The 17978-nt window shown below is 41.7% G+C and carries 17 protein-coding genes and 1 tRNA gene; 6 read left to right on the top strand and 12 right to left on the bottom strand.

Annotation, left to right across the window (positions count from 1 at the left end; translation table 11 throughout):
- Positions 1 to 71 precede the first annotated feature (71 nt).
- The 6 genes from truB to HG263_RS18205 form a co-directional block, all read right to left on the bottom strand.
- Positions 72 to 1007 (bottom strand): tRNA pseudouridine(55) synthase TruB, encoded by a 936-nt coding sequence (truB, locus tag HG263_RS18230; protein ID WP_171627520.1) that lies wholly within the window; start codon positions 1005 to 1007, stop codon positions 72 to 74.
- Positions 1007 to 1429, bottom strand: a complete 423-nt coding sequence (gene rbfA, locus HG263_RS18225; protein WP_171627519.1) for a 30S ribosome-binding factor RbfA — start codon at positions 1427 to 1429, stop codon at positions 1007 to 1009. Before rbfA ends, truB begins: the two co-directional genes overlap by 1 nt.
- 110 nt (positions 1430 to 1539) lie before the next feature.
- Positions 1540 to 4188 (bottom strand): translation initiation factor IF-2, encoded by a 2649-nt coding sequence (gene infB, locus HG263_RS18220; RefSeq protein WP_171627518.1) that lies wholly within the window; start codon positions 4186 to 4188, stop codon positions 1540 to 1542.
- 25 nt (positions 4189 to 4213) lie between these two features.
- Positions 4214 to 5716 carry a transcription termination factor NusA gene (gene nusA, locus HG263_RS18215; protein ID WP_171627517.1) on the bottom strand — a complete coding sequence of 501 codons (1503 nt, stop codon included), beginning with the start codon at positions 5714 to 5716 and terminating at the stop codon, positions 4214 to 4216.
- Between the two features lie 40 nt (positions 5717 to 5756).
- Positions 5757 to 6212, bottom strand: coding sequence for a ribosome maturation factor RimP (gene rimP / locus HG263_RS18210; protein WP_171627516.1), 456 nt, complete (start codon positions 6210 to 6212; stop codon positions 5757 to 5759).
- Positions 6213 to 6475: 263 nt separating this feature from the next.
- Positions 6476 to 6552, bottom strand: a tRNA-Met gene (locus HG263_RS18205).
- Positions 6553 to 6929: 377 nt separating this feature from the next.
- Between HG263_RS18205 and HG263_RS18200 the strand changes: the two genes are divergently transcribed.
- Positions 6930 to 7412, top strand: a complete 483-nt coding sequence (locus tag HG263_RS18200) for a globin (protein ID WP_171627515.1) — start codon at positions 6930 to 6932, stop codon at positions 7410 to 7412.
- 278 nt (positions 7413 to 7690) lie between these two features.
- Here the strand turns inward: HG263_RS18200 and HG263_RS18195 are convergent, their stop codons facing one another.
- Together HG263_RS18195 and HG263_RS18190 are read right to left on the bottom strand one after the other, a co-directional pair.
- Positions 7691 to 8095: a DUF3019 domain-containing protein gene (locus tag HG263_RS18195; protein WP_246240025.1), complete on the bottom strand. Its 405-nt coding sequence runs from the start codon at positions 8093 to 8095 to the stop codon at positions 7691 to 7693.
- A complete protein-coding gene (locus tag HG263_RS18190; protein WP_171627514.1) occupies positions 8085 to 8906 on the bottom strand; it encodes a MipA/OmpV family protein in 822 nt (273 codons plus the stop codon). The genes HG263_RS18195 and HG263_RS18190 overlap by 11 nt, the downstream gene beginning before the upstream one ends.
- A 200-nt stretch (positions 8907 to 9106) precedes the next feature.
- Between HG263_RS18190 and HG263_RS18185 the strand changes: the two genes are divergently transcribed.
- The 3 genes from HG263_RS18185 to HG263_RS18175 are packed head-to-tail and all read left to right on the top strand — an operon-like array spanning position 9107 to position 11831.
- Positions 9107 to 10117, top strand: coding sequence for a phospholipase (locus HG263_RS18185; protein WP_171627513.1), 1011 nt, complete (start codon positions 9107 to 9109; stop codon positions 10115 to 10117).
- On the top strand, positions 10117 to 11301 hold the full coding sequence (locus HG263_RS18180) for a peptidylprolyl isomerase (RefSeq protein WP_171627512.1): 1185 nt from the start codon (positions 10117 to 10119) through the stop codon (positions 11299 to 11301). The genes HG263_RS18185 and HG263_RS18180 overlap by 1 nt, the downstream gene beginning before the upstream one ends.
- Complete coding sequence (locus HG263_RS18175; protein ID WP_171627511.1) at positions 11298 to 11831, top strand: hypothetical protein; 534 nt, start codon at positions 11298 to 11300, stop codon at positions 11829 to 11831. Before HG263_RS18180 ends, HG263_RS18175 begins: the two co-directional genes overlap by 4 nt.
- Positions 11832 to 11977: 146 nt before the next feature.
- On the opposite strand, the gene HG263_RS18170 is transcribed toward HG263_RS18175, so the two are convergent.
- Together HG263_RS18170 and dapE are read right to left on the bottom strand one after the other, a co-directional pair.
- Positions 11978 to 12424 carry an Hsp20 family protein gene (locus HG263_RS18170; RefSeq protein WP_171627510.1) on the bottom strand — a complete coding sequence of 149 codons (447 nt, stop codon included), beginning with the start codon at positions 12422 to 12424 and terminating at the stop codon, positions 11978 to 11980.
- A 186-nt stretch (positions 12425 to 12610) separates the two neighbouring features.
- Positions 12611 to 13786 (bottom strand): succinyl-diaminopimelate desuccinylase, encoded by a 1176-nt coding sequence (gene dapE / locus HG263_RS18165; protein WP_171627509.1) that lies wholly within the window; start codon positions 13784 to 13786, stop codon positions 12611 to 12613.
- Positions 13787 to 14058: 272 nt separating this feature from the next.
- Between dapE and HG263_RS18160 the strand changes: the two genes are divergently transcribed.
- Complete coding sequence (locus HG263_RS18160) at positions 14059 to 14709, top strand: OmpW/AlkL family protein (RefSeq protein ID WP_171627508.1); 651 nt, start codon at positions 14059 to 14061, stop codon at positions 14707 to 14709.
- Positions 14710 to 14767: 58 nt separating this feature from the next.
- Here the strand turns inward: HG263_RS18160 and HG263_RS18155 are convergent, their stop codons facing one another.
- Positions 14768 to 15298: a thioesterase family protein gene (locus HG263_RS18155; RefSeq protein WP_171627507.1), complete on the bottom strand. Its 531-nt coding sequence runs from the start codon at positions 15296 to 15298 to the stop codon at positions 14768 to 14770.
- A gap of 135 nt (positions 15299 to 15433) precedes the next feature.
- Between HG263_RS18155 and HG263_RS18150 the strand changes: the two genes are divergently transcribed.
- Entirely contained in the window at positions 15434 to 15925 is a 492-nt protein-coding gene (locus HG263_RS18150; protein WP_171627506.1) for a hypothetical protein, read from the top strand.
- 22 nt (positions 15926 to 15947) lie between these two features.
- Here the strand turns inward: HG263_RS18150 and tyrR are convergent, their stop codons facing one another.
- Positions 15948 to 17504, bottom strand: a complete 1557-nt coding sequence (tyrR, locus tag HG263_RS18145; protein WP_171627505.1) for a transcriptional regulator TyrR — start codon at positions 17502 to 17504, stop codon at positions 15948 to 15950.
- Positions 17505 to 17978: the final 474 nt, after the last annotated feature.

Here is a 17978-nt window from a genome sequence, read left to right as displayed (position 1 = left end):
ATCACTAATTCAGCCAAAGCGAGTAAGAGGCGCGCATTGTACCAGCAAGTAATATCTGACGCTAGTAAAACTTATTGATTGGTTGCCAAGGCTCTTTTGGCTTTGAGATGACCATCTGCGTTACGCTCACCAATACCAATAAACTGGCCATCAGCTACAACCTTAATGATCCCATCTGGCACTTGATCACAGACAACAACCTGACCATGGCTAAATGCCTTACCTTGCTCTTGAGATATCTCAACAACAGGTAAATCAACCAAAGCGGTATCCATCGGTAATAATAACGCATCCAAATAAGTTGATGGTTCAACACCTTCAGATTTAGCCAGTTGCAGTTTTTCTTCCAACTGCTCTATAGTCACCATTTTTTCACTGGGATAATGCCCAACCTTAGAACGGTGCAGCATGATCACATGCGCGCCACAACCAAGCTTTTCGCCAAGGTCATCAACAATGGTACGAATATAAGTGCCTTTTGAGACATGTGCCGTCATTTGAATTTCTTCATTTTCAGCATCATATTCGTCAAGGGTTAAACTATACACATTGATTTTTCGGCATTTGCGCGGTACTTCAATACCTTCACGTGCATACTTATATAAGGGCTGGCCTTGATATTTCAGCGCTGAGTACATTGATGGATACTGATCAGACTCGCCCAAAAAGCTATTTACAGCGCTTTGCAATGTGTCTCTTTCAATATTGACTGGCCGAGTTTCGACCACATCACCGTCTGAGTCAGAGGTTGTCGTACGCTCACCCAACTTGGCACGTACTACATAGGTTTTATCTGTGTCCAACAAGAACTGCGTAAACTTGGTCGCTTCCCCAAAGCAAATAGGCAGCATTCCGGTTGCGAGCGGATCGAGCGCACCGGTATGTCCTGCTTTTTGTGCAAAATAAATACCTTTTGCTTGTTGCAATGCCTTGTTTGACGAGATCCCCTGTGGCTTGTGCAGTAACACAATACCATCAACTGGACGGCCTTTAGAACGTCTAGCCATTACTTTTGCTCATCTCCAGAAGGATTCTCAGAAGAGTCCTCTGATGACTCAGGGCCACGCTTTTGGTTGTCTTCTCGGATCACCGAATCTACCAAGTTAGAAATACGCATACCTTCTAACAAAGAGTTGTCTACCACAAAGCGTAGCTCTGGCATGATACGAGCACGAATTCGTTTCCCAAGCACTGAACGAATATATCCCGTCGCATCATTTAAAATCGCAACACTTTGCTTAGTCTTATCTTCATCCGTAGTATTAAGGACTGTGATAAAGATTTTCGCGTATGACAAATCCCTAGACACCTCAACAGCTGATACTGTAACGAAGCCCAAACGGGGGTCTTTAATTTCGCGTTGTAGAATAACCGCAATCTCTTTTTGAATTTGCTGAGCCACTCTGTCTGTGCGAGAAAATTCTCTCATTTTCACCACTTATAAAATTAAAATATTGAAAAATAACAATAAATTTTATTTAAACACAATAGACAAATGGGGGCAATTGCCCCCATTTTAATCACACTATCAGTTTAGAATTACAGTGTACGTTGAACTTCTACCGTCTCGAATACTTCGATTTGGTCACCAACTTTCACATCATTGTAGTTCTTAACACCGATACCACATTCCATACCATTACGTACTTCTTGTACGTCATCTTTAAAGCGACGTAGTGACTCAAGTTCACCTTCGTAGATAACTACGTTGTCACGAAGTACACGAATTGGTGCGCTACGCTTAACGATGCCTTCAGTAACCATACAGCCTGCGATAGCACCAATCTTAGGTGACTTAAACACATCACGTACTTCAGCAAGACCAATGATCTCTTGCTTAAATTCAGGAGCAAGCATACCAGACATGGCCTGCTTCACTTCTTCGATTAGGCTATAGATAACACTGTAGTAACGTAAGTCTAGATTTTCAGCTTCAATCACTTTACGAGCAGACGCATCGGCACGGACGTTAAAGCCAACAATAATTGCATTCGATGCAGCTGCAAGTGTTGCATCTGTTTCTGTGATACCACCGACACCAGAACCAACAATCTTCACTTTAACTTCATCAGTTGACAGTTTAGTCAGTGAGTCAGCAATCGCTTCAATTGAACCTTGAACGTCTGCTTTAAGTACCACGTTAACTTCAGATACGTTGCCTTCAGTCATGTTAGTAAACATGTTTTCAAGCTTCGCTTTTTGCTGACGCGCTAGCTTAACGTCACGGAATTTACCTTGGCGATACAGGGCTACTTCACGCGCTTTACGCTCATCTTTAACAACAGTCGCTTCGTCACCTGCAGCAGGTACACCAGATAGACCTAAAATCTCAACAGGAATTGAAGGACCCGCAGTCTTAATTTCTTTACCATTTTCGTCACGCATTGCACGTACACGGCCATACTCAAGACCACACAGTACAATATCACCCTGACTTAACTGACCTGACTGAACAAGTACGGTTGCAACTGGACCACGGCCTTTATCTAGGCGAGATTCAATTACTACACCCGCAGCCATACCTTGAGTAGGTGCTGTCAACTCAAGCAGCTCCGCTTGCATCAATACAGCTTCTAGCAGCTCATCAACACCAGTACCAGCTTTTGCTGAAATATGCACAAACTGTACATCCCCACCCCACTCTTCTGGGATAACATCAAGCTGAGCTAGTTCGTTCTTTACGCGGTCTGGATCTGCACCTTCTTTATCCATCTTATTCACAGCGACAATCAAAGGCACGCCAGCCGCTTTCGCGTGCTGTACCGCTTCTTTGGTTTGTGGCATTACACCATCATCGGCTGCAACAACAAGGATAACAATATCGGTAGCTTTTGCACCACGTGCACGCATTGATGTAAATGCTGCGTGACCTGGAGTATCTAGGAAAGTGATCATGCCACCTTCAGTTTCAACGTGATATGCACCGATATGCTGGGTAATACCACCGGCTTCGCCTGAAGCTACTTTTGCGCTACGAATGTAATCAAGTGTTGATGTCTTACCATGGTCAACGTGACCCATTACTGTAACTACTGGAGCACGCGATTCTGTTGAATCTACTTCAGAACGATCACTTAGTACTTGCTCTTCTAGTTCATTTTCCTTCACTAGAATCACTTTGTGACCCATTTCTTCAGCAACTAACTGCGCAGTTTCTTGGTCGATAACTTGGTTGATAGTAACCATATCGCCCATTTTCATCATTGTCTTAACAACTTCTGCGCCTTTAACGGCCATGCGAGATGCAAGTTCAGCAACAGTGATAGTCTCACTAATACGTACTTCATTTTTCACATCTGTAACTGGTTTTTGGAAGCCATGTTGTAATGATGTTGGCGCTTTCAGCTTGCCTTTACGACCCCTTACTGGAGCTTCAGCTTTTGCTGGGCCTTTTTTCTTTTTCTTACGACGAGCACTTTTCTCTTCACGTGCATCTGATTCATCTTCTGCTTCACGAGCATAAGTTGACGTCGTTAAATGATGGTCGGCCGCTTCTTCACGTTGACGGCGTTCCTCTTCTTCTTTTTTCCAACGAGCTTCATTTTCTTCAGCTAGTTTGCGCGCCTCTTCAGCTTGGCGCTTCGCTTCTTCTTCAGCTTTTCTCAATGCTGCCTCTTCTGCTTCTTTTTGCAGACGCTCAGCTTCTAGGCGGTCTTTTTCAACTTGTGCACTATCCACTTTTTTGTCCTGCGGTTCGTTAGCCTTACGCTGCGCTTCTGCTTTGCGTTTAGCTTCCTCTTTGGCTTTACGTTCAGCTTCTTCTTTGGCCTTACGCTCAGCTTCTTCTTTAGCCTTTTGCTCTGCTTCTTGCTGTGCCTTTAACTCAGCTTCTTTTCGTGCAGCTTCCTCAGCCGCTAGACGCTCTTGCTCTTTTTGTTGATCAATTGCGCTCTTTTTAACATAGGTACGTTTTTTACGTACTTCAACAGAGACTGATTTTTCTTTACCTGTAGAGCCTTTTACACTCAAGGTGCTTTTGCTTTTACGTTGTAAAGTCATACGCTCTGGACCTTCAGCGCCTTTGCCACCATGCTGCTTGCTTAGATGGTCAAGTAACTGTGCTTTCTCAGATTCAGTTACGCTGTCGTCTTTGCCTTTGGTGATCCCTGCATCATTCAACTGCTGCAGTAATTTATCAACAGTTGTATCAATAGTCTCGGCTAGTTTCTCAATGCTCACTTCTGCCATAGTGTGTGTTACCTCCGTTAATATATTATGCGTCTTCACCAAACCAACAAATATTACGCGCAGCCATAATCAACTGCCCAGCTTCTTGCTCTGATAATTCTGTAATTTCAACTAGCTCATCAATTCCCTGCTCAGCTAAGTCTTCAAGAGTAATAACTCCTTTGCTAGCCATAACGAATGCAAGGTGACGTTCTAGACCTTCTAAAGCTAATAAGTCTTCAGCAGGCTCAGCCCCTTCAAGGCTCTCTTCTGTTTTAAGTGCTTTTGTTGTCAAAGCATCTTTAGCACGATTACGCAGCTCTTCTACTGTGTCTTCGTCTAAACCATCTATCTCTAAAAACTCTGCAACGGGTACATACGCAACTTCTTCTAAAGTTGAGAAGCCTTCATTAATTAGTATCGTTGCAAAATCGTCGTCAATATCAAGATGCTCAGTAAACAAGTTAACTAGTTTATCAGACTCTTCAGCATTTTTTGCTTCCATGTCTTCAACAGTCATCACGTTAAGTTCCCAGCCAGTTAGCTGGCTTGCAAGACGAATGTTTTGACCATTTCGGCCAATAGCCTGCGCAAGGTTGTCTGCTTCCACCGCGATATCCATTGAACGAGAGTCTTCGTCCATCACAATAGATGCAACTTCTGCAGGTGCCATCGCATTGATCACAAACTGAGCTGGGTTATCGTCGTAAAGTACGATATCAACACGTTCACCGCCAAGCTCCGTAGACACGGCTTGTACACGTGCGCCACGCATACCTACGCAAGCACCAACCGGGTCAATTCGCTTATCGTTAGATTTAACAGCAATCTTTGCACGAGAACCTGGATCACGAGCCGCACCTCGTATTTCAATCATCTCTTCGCCAATCTCTGGCACTTCGATGCGGAACAATTCCATCAACATCTCAGGTTTAGAGCGGGTAACAAATAGTTGTGCACCACGTGCTTCTGGTTTTACATCGTATAGTAAACCACGCACACGGTCTCCTGGGCGGAAACTTTCGCGCGGCAACATATCTTCGCGATAAATAACCGCTTCAGCATTGTTACCTAAGTCCATAACTATTGCATCGCGAGTTGCTTTTTTAACAACGCCCGTTACTAGCTCACCCTGTTGATCTTTATATGCTTCAACAACCAGTGCACGCTCAGCTTCACGTACCTTTTGTACGATCACTTGCTTAGCCATTTGGGTAGTAATTCGGTCAAATTTAATTGACTCAATTTGCTCTTCTACAAAATCGCCTAATTGGATCTCAGGTTCATCAACTTGCGCAGCCTCGAATGTAATCTCAGCATATGGATTTTCTAGGGAACCATTTTCTTGTGGCTCAACAACTCTCCAACGACGGAAAGTATCGTATTCACCAGTTTTACGATCGATTGATACGCGAACTTCAATGTCGCCACTATGTTTTTTCTTTGTTGCAGTCGCTAGTGCGAACTCTAATGCTTCAAAAATCTTTTCTCTTGGGACTGCCTTCTCATTGGAAACGGCCTCTGCCACCAATAATATTTCTTTTGCCATAGGTAATGCCTCGCTTGCCCTTATCCTTCGCACTTAATATTTAAAACTTTGCGATAATGTTCGCACGTTCGATGTTACTTAGCATGATCAAATGCTCTGCCCCATCAATACTCAAAGTGATCATGTCACCGCTAACAGCAACTAAGTCGCCTTTGAAGTTTCGACGACCATCTTGCGGAAGCTTAGTACGAACGCGTACTTCTTCTCCTTGCGCCTTCTCATAATGTGCTGGCTTAAAAAGCGGTCTATCAACACCTGGAGAAGACACTTCTAAATCATATTCGTTTGTAATGGGGTCTTCGACATCCAAAATTGCACTGACTTGTCGACTTACATCTGCACAATTATCTACGGTAATACCGTCTTCGTGCTCGATATATACACGTAACGTAGAGTGACGACCAGCTTGCACAAACTCAAGACCCAATAATTCAAACCCTAGTGCTTCAACCGCGGGCTCTAACATTGCAGTCAATTCTTGCTCGAGTTTTGTCACAAAATTCCTCCATACAAACAAAAAAAGGGCTAAAGCCCCAATAACTTAGATGTTTCATACCAAAGCTTTGGGTTAGAAACCTAAGCTGCAGATACGACAACGCCCCGAACCAAGCGGGGCGTCACACCTAAAGCAAAACTGTGTGGCCAAAGGCCTTGCTTGGTTGCGTAAGACTGCAGCAAAATTAAGCTGACGCTTAAACGCAAAACGCGCATTACAAAGAATGCGCGACACCATACAAGAGTAGCGAGCTACCCTAGATTTGGTTGCGGGAGCCGGATTTGAACCGACGACCTTCGGGTTATGAGCCCGACGAGCTACCAGGCTGCTCCATCCCGCGCCAATAAATAGCAGTGCAAACACTGCAAAATATGCGCTGTATTATAAGGACAGTTCCATTAATAAGCAACCTTAGACTGAAATAAAAACCTATTAGTGAAGATATAAGCACAGCGACTCCCAGCGCTGATACCTGCTGTGGCATCAAATGCAGCGATAGTAACTTAACAAAATCTTAACGTGCGATTTTTCTCACATGCTGAGACTTTTTCGCACATTTTTTATCGTACTTCTCGCATCTTTACTTATTGACACTATACTTAGGAGACTAGTCTGCAGTAAATAGCCCTTTAGCAGCTGGTAACAAGTTATGTGGTTGTACTTGTTTTGGTTTAGTTCGAGCAAACGGATGCGCTCTTAATCGACAGCGAGGCGATTATGAGTATTTCTCCATATCAGTATCAGTTATTAACCCAGTCATTTGCGACTCTACAGCCTAACTTCCACTGTTTTTGTGTTAGTTTAAGGACACAACTTAATAGATATGAAATGCAGTTACAGCTGCCACAAAGTAATGAACAACTCATCACCATTGAACACCGATTGAGTAAATTTATTCAAGAAGCCCTCTACCTTTTACCTCAACAAGAGCAGCTCGCGCAGTTTATATATACCAATGCACACCGATTAGCGCAGCTAAAACCAAGCGAGAGAGATATTAGTGTTTTGTGCAATACAATGATAACAACACTGCAACTTCATCTTGGAGCACAATTTACACTCGCACTACGTAATGCATGGCGTAAGGCTTTGCATATTTTTGCAAATATAATAAAAAGTGTATTGTTCAAATCGAGTAATGTGGTCTGTTTGGGGCAATTTAGAGCGCATAAGCAAAAACTTACATCGACAATTAGCTAACCTAAAATTGCTTGTAAGCGAGTGTGAAAGAAATATATATTTTGACAAAGCGTGTGCAAAAAACCTTTTGGCAACCCGTTGCGCTGTGTTTTGGTATAGCGATCTGGGGTGTATTTGAGAGTTTAAAATCTTAAACACACCACACTACTAAACTTCAGGTATGGATAATAGTTTTGAAATAGGAAATACGTGTAAACTGACAAAACGAGCAATCCAATCAGTTTTTTTCAATAGCAAGGCCCATCTGGGCCTCGTATCAAGTTGACTTGGTTAAGTGTTTAGAACAATCGCCATCGGCGTTTTTTAACCTGAACTTTATGTACCCAATTAACTTCTATAGTCGTAACTGCGAGCACATCTCTGTCAGCTTGAGATATCAGCTCATAGCTTAGACTTTCCGGTGAACCAAAACTAAGCGTATAAACAAAAGAGCGAGTGTTAGCCCAACATTGTAAAATTTTCTTTGATTGGCTCTGGCGTATACAGTAGTCACCCAAGGCGGGTGTGTTCACTTTCAATGTCACATCGGCATAGCAAGTTCTTCCTTGGTTTAGTGCAACGCACTTATTTGGAGTTGCTTGTAAGATTTGGCTGGGTACTTGTTCTTCAGCAGACAAACCAAACGTTGCAAAACCCAAAACTGCTCCTAGCATATACTGTGCTGACATGGTTCTAAAATACATATTTCACTCCAGCAAAAACAGCAGTTGCATAGCGTGATTCTACTAAGGGACTTTCTAAGACATTAGAAGAGCCGATTAACACAGATGCCCCCGTACTAAACACCCAATCGACGGCAATGGGATAGTTAGCCTGAGTCTGAACAAATACTGAAGAAGCACCATTCACCTCATACGCTGGCAAATGGGGTGACTGTTCGTCTGAGTCCACACCATAAAAGTAATCAATAAAGTTACCTGAGTAGTAATTGGCGCCAAAGTTAACCCATAGGTCCCAATTTCTCAGCTCAAATGAACGTGTTGCTTCAGCGTGAAGCACCCAACCATCACTCGCCCCAAAGGCATCATATACCAGCTCAAAAGCTGCTTCATACTGACCGAATGTACGATAGTATGCCAAACCAAAGGACTGGTCCTGATGGCGCTCTTTTATCCCAGCTAATTCAGGGACTATCGTTCCATCTTCATCATAACCTTGTTGAGAGAACCCCATTTGGTAGTGCCCATAAATAACATCCACTCCTTGTAGCTCATCATTCCAAACTTGGTAGCCTATATCAGCTCCCCCGAAAAAGTCTCCTGATTTAACCCTTAAATAAAAGTTTTTATATTCAACGCGCGCATCAGCCAGGATATTTAGTCCACCAAAATCAGAGTCCGCGCCTTTTAATTCAGGTAAAGAAAGGTCAACCCAGTAAGCTCCAATGCTTAATTGCCAGTATAATTCGTCGCTACTTTCAGGTTCAGTTTGAGCATAGGAGCGCACCGGAATACAAAGCAGCAAGGTAATCAATATTATTTTTATGTTATTCATCGTGTTTAGGCATGCTTATTGTTAGTTTTAGTTGTGCCGAATTTATCGCCTAATGATACCCGACCTAAACGCTACCAACAATCATATATTTCCCATCACAAAAAAAACCAAAATTAACCAAAATGAAATGAAAAAGTAACAATTAGCATGTCAAATACCGCTTCTTAAACTAGAGTGATTACTTTACCAAAGGATAAATAATGAAAAAAATCATGCTCTGCTCGCTTTTAAGTGTTGCGGCTCTCAACGCTGAAGCTTTTAGCCAAGAAACTCACAAACGTATCGTCATTGATGCGGTTAATTATATGGCTCAACACCCAACCTCTACTGAATACCAAAAGCTCGTACAATATGCTCAAGCAAATAACATGAGTGTTTCTGCGTTAGCACAATTATTGGGTCAAGCAGCCTATGATGTAGATGATTTTGAAGATACATTCTTTTGCGGAGCTATCACTGGTGATTGTGTCCAAGCGCCACTTTGGGGAGCTGCAGAGAGTATCGTAAAATATACCAGCTACTGGCATTTTCAAAACCATACTCAAGGTGCGGATACCCATGGAAATGACTTTGGTGGTTATAACTGGAAGAAGCTAACAGTGTGGGGAACGGTAGATTCTATCGCTTCAACATGGCTAAAAGGTGATTACCTTGATGATGGCCGCGGTGGTGAAACGGGCTGGTTTAGCGCGGACGATACAAAATACAACAGCTATGGTATTACCGAAGCGAATTACCGCATCGACGGTCACTCTACCTACAGTATGTATGATGACTTTGAAGAGATGCCGTTTCAACCAATCGACAACCTTGGACAATATTGGTATCAAAAATATCTGCAAAGTGGTAATCCACAAATCCTTGGCTTTGTTTTTCATACGACCGATCTTTTACAACCACACCACACCTGGACTACCTCTGATTTAAACCACGCAGGCTGGGAGTCTTGGGTAAAAGATTATTACGATAAAGAAAACTTAAACAACACACAGCTAGTACGTGAAGCTCTTGATAATTTTGCTCCTTTAGCAATAAACAGCCAAGATATTCGCCCATTGTTAACTCAAGGCGGCGCTTTGTCTTATTCTCAAGGTGGAATTGTCCTTAACTCAAAAGACCACTATGACCGTTTAAATACCGCAAAACTTGTCATTCCCCATGCCATAGCGATGGTTGTACATTTGCTAAACCATGCAATGGTGGCACGTTAATGCCTATTTTAGTACTACTATTGGCAAGCTTTATTAGCTTGCCAATTTTCGCAAACGTTACATTTGAGAAAGCCGAAGTAAAGCTGGTTCAGCAAATACTTAAAGAAAAAGAGGAGAGTATTACATTCAACCAAACCCACTCACGCTTGTTGGAAAACACCTTTTTATTAGAGCAAGCGAAGCAACGTAACCCAGCTATTCTGGTTAGACAGTCAGCAGTTGGCTTTAGCAGCAACTTTCATGCAAGAAGATACACATTAACCCTACTAAAAAGCCAATTTCCGTTGCCGCATATTCCCAAGCTAAACGACAAAGTATGGCAACCCTACTCTTCACAATGGCTGCAAACACAGTTACCAAGTTACCCGAGCAACAATGTCTATACAGAGTTAGAATTAATGCGCTTAGCTAAGGTTGACTTAAGTCATTTAGCCGATGGTAAACTGACTCTCGCAACACTGATGTCTGAGCAGTCTATGCAAAACCGCTATAAGCTTCACCAAGGTGATATTGAGTTATTCAAATCACTTGTTGCAGAGCACCGTCGATTCAACCTTATTATGAAGGGGCTTAATAATAAGCTTCAAGCACAACACCTCTCCCCAAACAAGCTGATAAATATTGCCAAAGCAGAATTACTACGACCAACGATGCTGACTTACTTTGGAGTAGCACATAGTTTGCATGCAGAGCGCAGCGACTACTTAGACGAGTTGCAACAGCGCATAACCGAACAGGCTGTACATGGCTATTTTGCAAAAAATAAACAAAAATTTAGATTTATAGAAAAAGTCCAAGCCAATGCAGTGTTATTTGAGGACAAGGCAAAAGCAGAGCAATTTCAAAGCTATGCATTAGCACACTCTTTTGACCAAGCAGTAACCCATTTTAAACAAGTCGACTTATTTGCTGTTGATAAAGGGCTGGTAAAACGCCAAAAGAATAGTTCATGGGCGCAGCAGGTGGTTTTTAGTTTACAGCCAAATCAATTATCAAAGCCCATTCGCTCGCCTCAAGGGCAATGGCTTGTGGCACATACAAAACAACGTTTCTATGCTTATTATGATAAGGATAGTGAAACGGTTAAATATCAAGCAAAACTTGCTTTAACTGACGCTCTGGCAAAAAAAGCCTATGCCGAGCTTAAAAAACATTGGTTTGAACAACATAATATAAAACTATGAATAAAAAATATGCCTTACTTGCGATAGCTTGCGCATTAGCACTATTTGCAATACGCTATTTGCTCAATGAGCCAAATTCGCACTCCACACACACTGCGAGCAAAGCGCCATTACCTCAGCCCTCTTTGGTAGCGTCATCGAGTGTGACTCTACCAAGTCCCCCTACTCCTATACAAAACCTAAGTGATACAGAACAAAATAAAGGTGTCACCTTAGTGTCAGAGGCCCGCTCCGAGCAAGACATCGAGGTGTATATCCCCCCTATCGGCAAACCTGCAACTTACGATAGCTATCAAGGCGACTTAGATGATTATGAAAGTTATCAAGCCTATGGAGATGAGCAGCAGAGAAAACTAAAGCACGCATTTATTGTCGCAGCAAAGGATAAAGTAAAACGCCTTGAAGCGCTTTTACAGCGAGGCCGTGAAGAAGGTATTAGTGAAGAAGAGCTGACATTTGCACAAGAAAAAATTGCTGGGATAAAGCAAATGAGCGAACGACTACAGCAAGAGCTTAGCGAAGAAAACTAATATCAATTAAAACGGCTGTGCAATGCAAAAAGCAATCGCGATGGAAATGTCAGTATACTCAGCAACAACAATGCCGCTCAAAAAGCGGCATTGTTATTACATAATTGGTCGTTAACAACAGTCAGGGAAATCTGTTTTAACTAAGCTTATTTGTTTTCTAACACCTTGCTGGTGCCAATTTCAATTTTGCGAGGCTTAAGCGCTTCTGGGATCTCTCGTTCTAGGTTAATAACCAACAACCCGTGATCCAGTGCAGCACCTATTACTTTAACATGATCGCCTAATTGAAATTTGCGTTCAAAGCTGCGCTCTGCAATTCCTTGGTGAATAAATTTTCTGCTTGATTCGGCGCTTTTTTGGGCTTTAGTTCCCGCTACTTTTAAAGTGTTGTTTTCTGACTCAATGCTTAGCTCTTGCTCGCTAAAACCCGCTACAGCCATGGTAATTTGGTACTTATCTTCTTCCAACAGCTCAATGTTGTATGGCGGAAAGCTAGGTTGTTTGTCTGTACGTGCAGCTGCATCCATTAATGATGCTAGGTGGTCAAAACCAATGAAAGAACGATATAGTGGAGATAGGTCTACTGTGCGCATAATGATATCCTCAATTTAAGCGATATAAGCTTTCAACTCTTCCTGATGAACCAGCCAAAAACTATTTTTTATTTTAAAATCAGTTTATTGCATTTAGTGAAAACCCATTACGGCGTCTTCACTAATCTATCTATGGTCGACAAAATTGTTTTCAAGTAAAAAATACAAAAATTTTTAGATGGGCAATCAATGTTTAATAAAAAATTCAGTTAAAACATTAAGGTATATTTCTTCAATCGCATGTAAATCGGCAATTGAGACATGTTCATTGACCTGATGAATAGTATGATTTCGCACCCCACACTCAATAACTTGAGTGTGTGATGAAGCAAAAAAACGACCATCAGATGTGCCACCTGATGTGCTTAGTGAAGGGTATTGCCCTGTAGCCTGATAAATGGCCTTTTCTGTTAATGACAAAAAACAATTCTGCGCTTTTTCACCTGTGTAATAAGGTTCACAAGGTCGCTCCCACACAAACTGTAGATTGGATTTCCACTTTTCTAGCATAGATTCAACGAGTTGACATACCGAGTCACTGCGATAAGCATGGCTATAGCGAATATTGAATGTAATTTCACATTCGCTTGGCACTAAGTTATCAACGATATTCGGGACCGTGATCCCCGTCACTTGCAAATGTGTTTTTGAACCAGGCTCATCTTTCCACCATACAAGCTGAGTTAAAGCTGTTACAATTTCACCTGCAATGTGTGCTGCATTAAGCGTATTTTCAGGGTACGCAACATGACCAGCTTTACCACTTACTTGCACACGCCCCGACAGAGCACCACGTCGACCATTTTTAATGGTGTCACCAACAGACTTATCAGAAGTCGGCTCTCCAACCAGACAGGCATCGAGTGTTATACCCCGACTTGCTAAAAAGTGAGCTATATGTTTTGAGCCATATTCAGCCTCGCCCTCTTCATCAGATGTTAATAACCAATAAAATGTTCCTTCGAACTCGCTTTCTTTTGTACACAGTCTTTCGGTTGCACTGAGCATTGCCGCTATCCCGCCTTTCATGTCTGCGGCGCCACGGCCAATGATGCAGCCGTCAATAATATCACCACTAAAAGGAGCGGCTAGCCAACCTTTATTGCTTGCAGGCACAACATCAACATGGCCCGCAAAAGCAAGGCTAGGGCCATCAGAAAAACAACGTCTCGCAACTAAGTTTTTTACCCCTTGCTCTTCTTCAAGCAGCAAAATTTCAAAATCCAGTTCATATAACCTCGTTGCCAACCAGCTGAGGGTGCCTGAATCTTGGGGGGTAACCGAGGGGGCTTGAATTAGCTTTTGTAGTTTTTCAACTGTTGTTAAAGGATAGTTTGCGATACTCGCGAGGTGTTGCGCCATTTTCTATAAGCTCTGTACTGAACATGATTGTTAATTACAGCGACTAGATATTGCGCTTTCATGGCAACAATGCGTCATGTTTATGACATATCAACTAAGTTTTCTAATAAAACCAATCTTGAAATGCTCGAAAACTTAATCTAAATCAAACTTTCAAAAATTTCTGAAACATCCAATGGTAAATATTGATCTAGGACAGCTTTTTTTATCCAAGTAACTCTTATTATGAACCCAACAAAAAGATATACCTCGTATAGGTTCAGGAGATGACAATGAAAACACTTAGCACAGCATTACTATCGGCTTTACTCGTAGCTGCACCTTTTGCTCAAGCACAGTTTAGCGTAAACGTTGGTGCAATTAATGTTAATCCAAGCAATACAGCGTCTCATATTGAGCAAAACAAAGCGCTTGGACTAGTAGCAGATTCAGATACCCAGTTGGGTCTAACATTTGACTACCAATACACAGATAACATTACATTTGAACTTATTGCGGCAACCCCTTTCTCTCATACAGTTAATGGTGCTGGCGGCTTGCAAGGTGCTGAAATAGCTAAAGTTAAGCACTTACCACCAACATTGATGGCTCAATATCACTTTTTTGGTGCTGATTCTGCGTTTCGTCCATTCGTGGGCGCGGGTCTAAACTACACCGTATTTTTTGATGAAGAGGCAACTCAGGCGCTACGCACGACACTAGGTACAAACGATGTAAAAGTGGATTTAGACAGCTCATTTGGTGTCGCTCTACAAGTTGGCTTTAACTACGACTTGAATGAGAAATGGGGACTACACGGTATGATCTCTAAAATAGATATCAACACCGATGCAACTGTTTATGCAAATGGTACTAAAGCACTTACGTCAGATGTTGAGCTAGACCCTGTTGTTGCAATGTTCGGCGTAAAATATAAGTTCTAATTTATAAATACAGTTACTTTACTCAGCCTTAAAGGCCGCTATCAAAGCGGCCTTTTATTTATTGATTACTATTTTTTTTCTCTTCTAACATTGCTTTCCAATGCACTATTTCAGCTGGCAACGTTGGTGTCTCACCATCAAACTTGGCAACCTCGAGCATCTCTTCGACACTCACAATCCCACCCTTTTTACGAAATACACCGCGTACATAGGCAATCGCGTGAAGCCCTCGTGTCGAGTGAAACTTCTGCTCAATGTAAAAGTACTTATGATCCCAGCCAACTAAACGCGTGGTCACCGTGAATGACTCAAAAGGCTTTATATCTCTGATGTAGGTAATGGCCGTTGCATTGACTATCGGAAACCAACGTTTCTTCATCACGGCACTAAATAAACCTATGCGCTCTGTCATCCAAGTTCTGGCCAAGTCCATAAACGCTAAGTATCGAGAGTTAGTTAGATGTAAATTAATATCACAATCACTTGGCAGCACTTTAAAGTCACAGGTAATAGGCTCTAAAAGTGCTTGATACTGCTTATTGTTTTTTATTTTCCAAAATAACAATAGCAAACGAAAATACAAATTCATGTCAATTGGTCCAACCAGTCTACAGTTTCCACCGAGTCTAACATAGAACACTAAGCGAACAACAAATACTTGCCATCTAACTAGTGCTAAACTAGGCTTCAGATAAAGTCTAACGAATTGATCACAATGAAGAACATGAATAACTTAACACTGCTTTTTAGTAGCTTTTGCCTGTTTTTTTCAAGCGTCAGCTTGGCTGATTTCGACTATACTGGCGAAGGGACCTTACGCTATCCAACTGGCGTAGAAAAAGATTTTAAGTTTGGCTTTGGTTGGCAAACGAGCACCAAAAAGTTTCGGATTGGCGATAAAAGCTATGAGATGTCTGAGTTGCCAGAGTCGTATTCAATTGCGATTACCCTAAGCAAAGACGAAGATAAAGTGTGGGTGCAAGAATTCAACAAAGGATTTATTGAAGGATTTGAGTGGCAAATAGGCAACCATAAAATTTGGCTCAGAAAACAGGATTATAACGATAATGTAATTGGTAGTTACCTGTTAACGTTTAATAAAGTAGATTACTTTTTAGCAAGACCAAATATCAGTATTGAAGTGTCATTTACTCAAAGCGGCATAGCGAATGTAAAACTTGATGGGGTAACAAAAGACATGAGCATTAAGAACTAACGCCATGTCTTTGTATTTTAAACTAAACTTTTACTGTTTTACGATTAATACCGTATTCTCTTAGCTTATTGGCAACCGCTGTGTGGCTAAGTCCCAAGCGTTTAGCTAACTGCCTTGAACTTGGGTAAGCCGGATATAGCTTTCTCAACAGCGTGGCTTCAAAGCGTTTTACTGCTTGTTCTAAAGACCCTTCAAAATCTGACTCTAAATAGCCTAAGTCATGTGTAAACGTTGGTAATTGCATATGCTCGACGCGCAGCTCTTGGTCATCAAGCAAAGAGACAGCACGATAGATAGAATTCTCTAATTGGCGAACATTACCAGGCCATGGGTATTGCTCTAAAAACTCTAAACATTCCTCAGACAGCTTTGGAGCAGGATGTCCATTTTGCTGCGCATACTTTTGAATAAAGTGTTCAGCTAATGGACCTATATCTGCTTTTCTGTCTCGCAAAGGCGCTATTTCTAACGTTAATACGTTAATACGATAATATAGGTCTTCCCTAAAGCTGCCCTCTTGCACCATCGCCGGTAAGTCTTTTTGGGTGGCAGCAACAATACGCACATTTACTTTTACTTCATTTTCATCGCCTACTTTTCGAAAAGTGCCATCTTGCAAAAATCGAAGTAGTTTAGTTTGTAACTGCCTAGACATTTCACCTACTTCGTCTAGAAATACAGTACCACCATCGGCTTGTTCCAATACACCACGTTTTGGTGCGGTGTTTTCTTCATATCCTGCGTATCCAAATAATTCAGACTCAGCTACATCATCCGGTAACGAAGCGCAAGATAAGGCAATAAACGGTTTTAAAGAACGGTTAGAAGCATAATGACAAGCTCTCGCTAAAAGCTCTTTACCTGTTCCAGTTTCACCAGTGATCAAAATAGGCGCTTCGAGTTGGGCCATTTTTCTTGCTTCACGCACAACTCGACGCATTGCCGTACTATGGTTGTGAATGGTAGCGAAACTTTCCTGACCATAACGACGAAATGCACTTACTTGCTGTCCAAGTCGGCTTTGAGATTTGATATTGATTACCGCTCCGGCTAAAACATCTTGTTCATCTCCTTGCGGCACTGAGATAGGTAAAATATCGGCAATATAATCTTCCCCGCCAACCTCTACGCGGGTTGTTTGGCCTAAGACCTCTTTACCTTCGAGCCAACGTGTGAAGTTGAACCCCTTCAGTAAATTATTGATGTTTGCACCAATAATCTCAGACTCAGGCTGGTTGAGATCTTTGCTTGCGGCATCATTACAATGACGAACCCACCCTTTTGCATCTATCGATATCACTCCGTCTGGCAAAGCACTCAACAGAGTATAAAGCTCGTTATGTTCTCTTTCAGAAGGTAAGAATGCAGTGGTTCTAACGTCTTCAACGCCATCTATCAATCTAATTTCTGGCATTATTTTTTGAAATTGTTCAAATTCTATCGGCGGGAAGCTCACATACATTCGACAGTTTACCGAATCGACTTCAATACCTTTTAAATCAACTTGATAACTAACCAATATGTTAAGTATTTCTTGGGCAATACCAATTCGGTCTGCACAATGAATTTCAAGACGCATTTGTTCCTCAAAAGGGGGTAGCACAACTTAATGGGATCATACTCTAAGAATAGCTACTGGACTAGAATAATGTAAACTATTTTGCACAAATCAGCCGATTTAATCAGTAAAAATACTGTTCATTTATGATTTAATAATAAATTAGGATGAACTTTAAAAAAACTTAACGCGTTCAATTTTTATTATTGCCGTTACATCTCACGCAGCCTTCTTAACGCACCAAAGAACAACTTAGGCTAAAAATGTGTATTTGTTAGCACTTACATACACGATATGACTTAATCTAGCCTAGTTTCTTAAAATTCATTTAAATGTCCTGATAGCACTATGATTTTTTTAACTTTTTATCCTACTCTTAATACCATACAAACATAAGTCGCCGTCAAAATGTGCACACCTTTTGGCAACGAAATTACCTTTCGTAGAATAATACTAAGCATGAGGTAGTAAGTGTCGGTCATACAACAGCTCAAG

It is taken from the genome of Pseudoalteromonas caenipelagi (genome assembly GCF_013140855.1).
Lineage (GTDB): Bacteria > Pseudomonadota > Gammaproteobacteria > Enterobacterales > Alteromonadaceae > Pseudoalteromonas > Pseudoalteromonas caenipelagi.
Note: the sequence above shows the minus strand (reverse complement) of the source record. Positions and strands in the feature narration are given on the sequence as shown.

Coding starts and splice junctions, on each gene's coding strand:
- truB (WP_171627520.1), bottom strand. CDS start 1,007: ATGGCTAGACGTTCTAAAGGCCGTCCAGTTGATGGTATTGTGTTACTG.
- rbfA (WP_171627519.1), bottom strand. CDS start 1,429: ATGAGAGAATTTTCTCGCACAGACAGAGTGGCTCAGCAAATTCAAAAA.
- infB (WP_171627518.1), bottom strand. CDS start 4,188: ATGGCAGAAGTGAGCATTGAGAAACTAGCCGAGACTATTGATACAACT.
- nusA (WP_171627517.1), bottom strand. CDS start 5,716: ATGGCAAAAGAAATATTATTGGTGGCAGAGGCCGTTTCCAATGAGAAG.
- HG263_RS18200 (WP_171627515.1), top strand. CDS start 6,930: ATGAGTATTTCTCCATATCAGTATCAGTTATTAACCCAGTCATTTGCG.
- HG263_RS18195 (WP_246240025.1), bottom strand. CDS start 8,095: ATGTATTTTAGAACCATGTCAGCACAGTATATGCTAGGAGCAGTTTTG.
- HG263_RS18190 (WP_171627514.1), bottom strand. CDS start 8,906: ATGAATAACATAAAAATAATATTGATTACCTTGCTGCTTTGTATTCCG.
- HG263_RS18185 (WP_171627513.1), top strand. CDS start 9,107: ATGAAAAAAATCATGCTCTGCTCGCTTTTAAGTGTTGCGGCTCTCAAC.
- HG263_RS18180 (WP_171627512.1), top strand. CDS start 10,117: ATGCCTATTTTAGTACTACTATTGGCAAGCTTTATTAGCTTGCCAATT.
- HG263_RS18175 (WP_171627511.1), top strand. CDS start 11,298: ATGAATAAAAAATATGCCTTACTTGCGATAGCTTGCGCATTAGCACTA.
- HG263_RS18170 (WP_171627510.1), bottom strand. CDS start 12,424: ATGCGCACAGTAGACCTATCTCCACTATATCGTTCTTTCATTGGTTTT.
- dapE (WP_171627509.1), bottom strand. CDS start 13,786: ATGGCGCAACACCTCGCGAGTATCGCAAACTATCCTTTAACAACAGTT.
- HG263_RS18160 (WP_171627508.1), top strand. CDS start 14,059: ATGAAAACACTTAGCACAGCATTACTATCGGCTTTACTCGTAGCTGCA.
- HG263_RS18155 (WP_171627507.1), bottom strand. CDS start 15,298: ATGAATTTGTATTTTCGTTTGCTATTGTTATTTTGGAAAATAAAAAAC.
- HG263_RS18150 (WP_171627506.1), top strand. CDS start 15,434: ATGAATAACTTAACACTGCTTTTTAGTAGCTTTTGCCTGTTTTTTTCA.
- tyrR (WP_171627505.1), bottom strand. CDS start 17,504: ATGCGTCTTGAAATTCATTGTGCAGACCGAATTGGTATTGCCCAAGAA.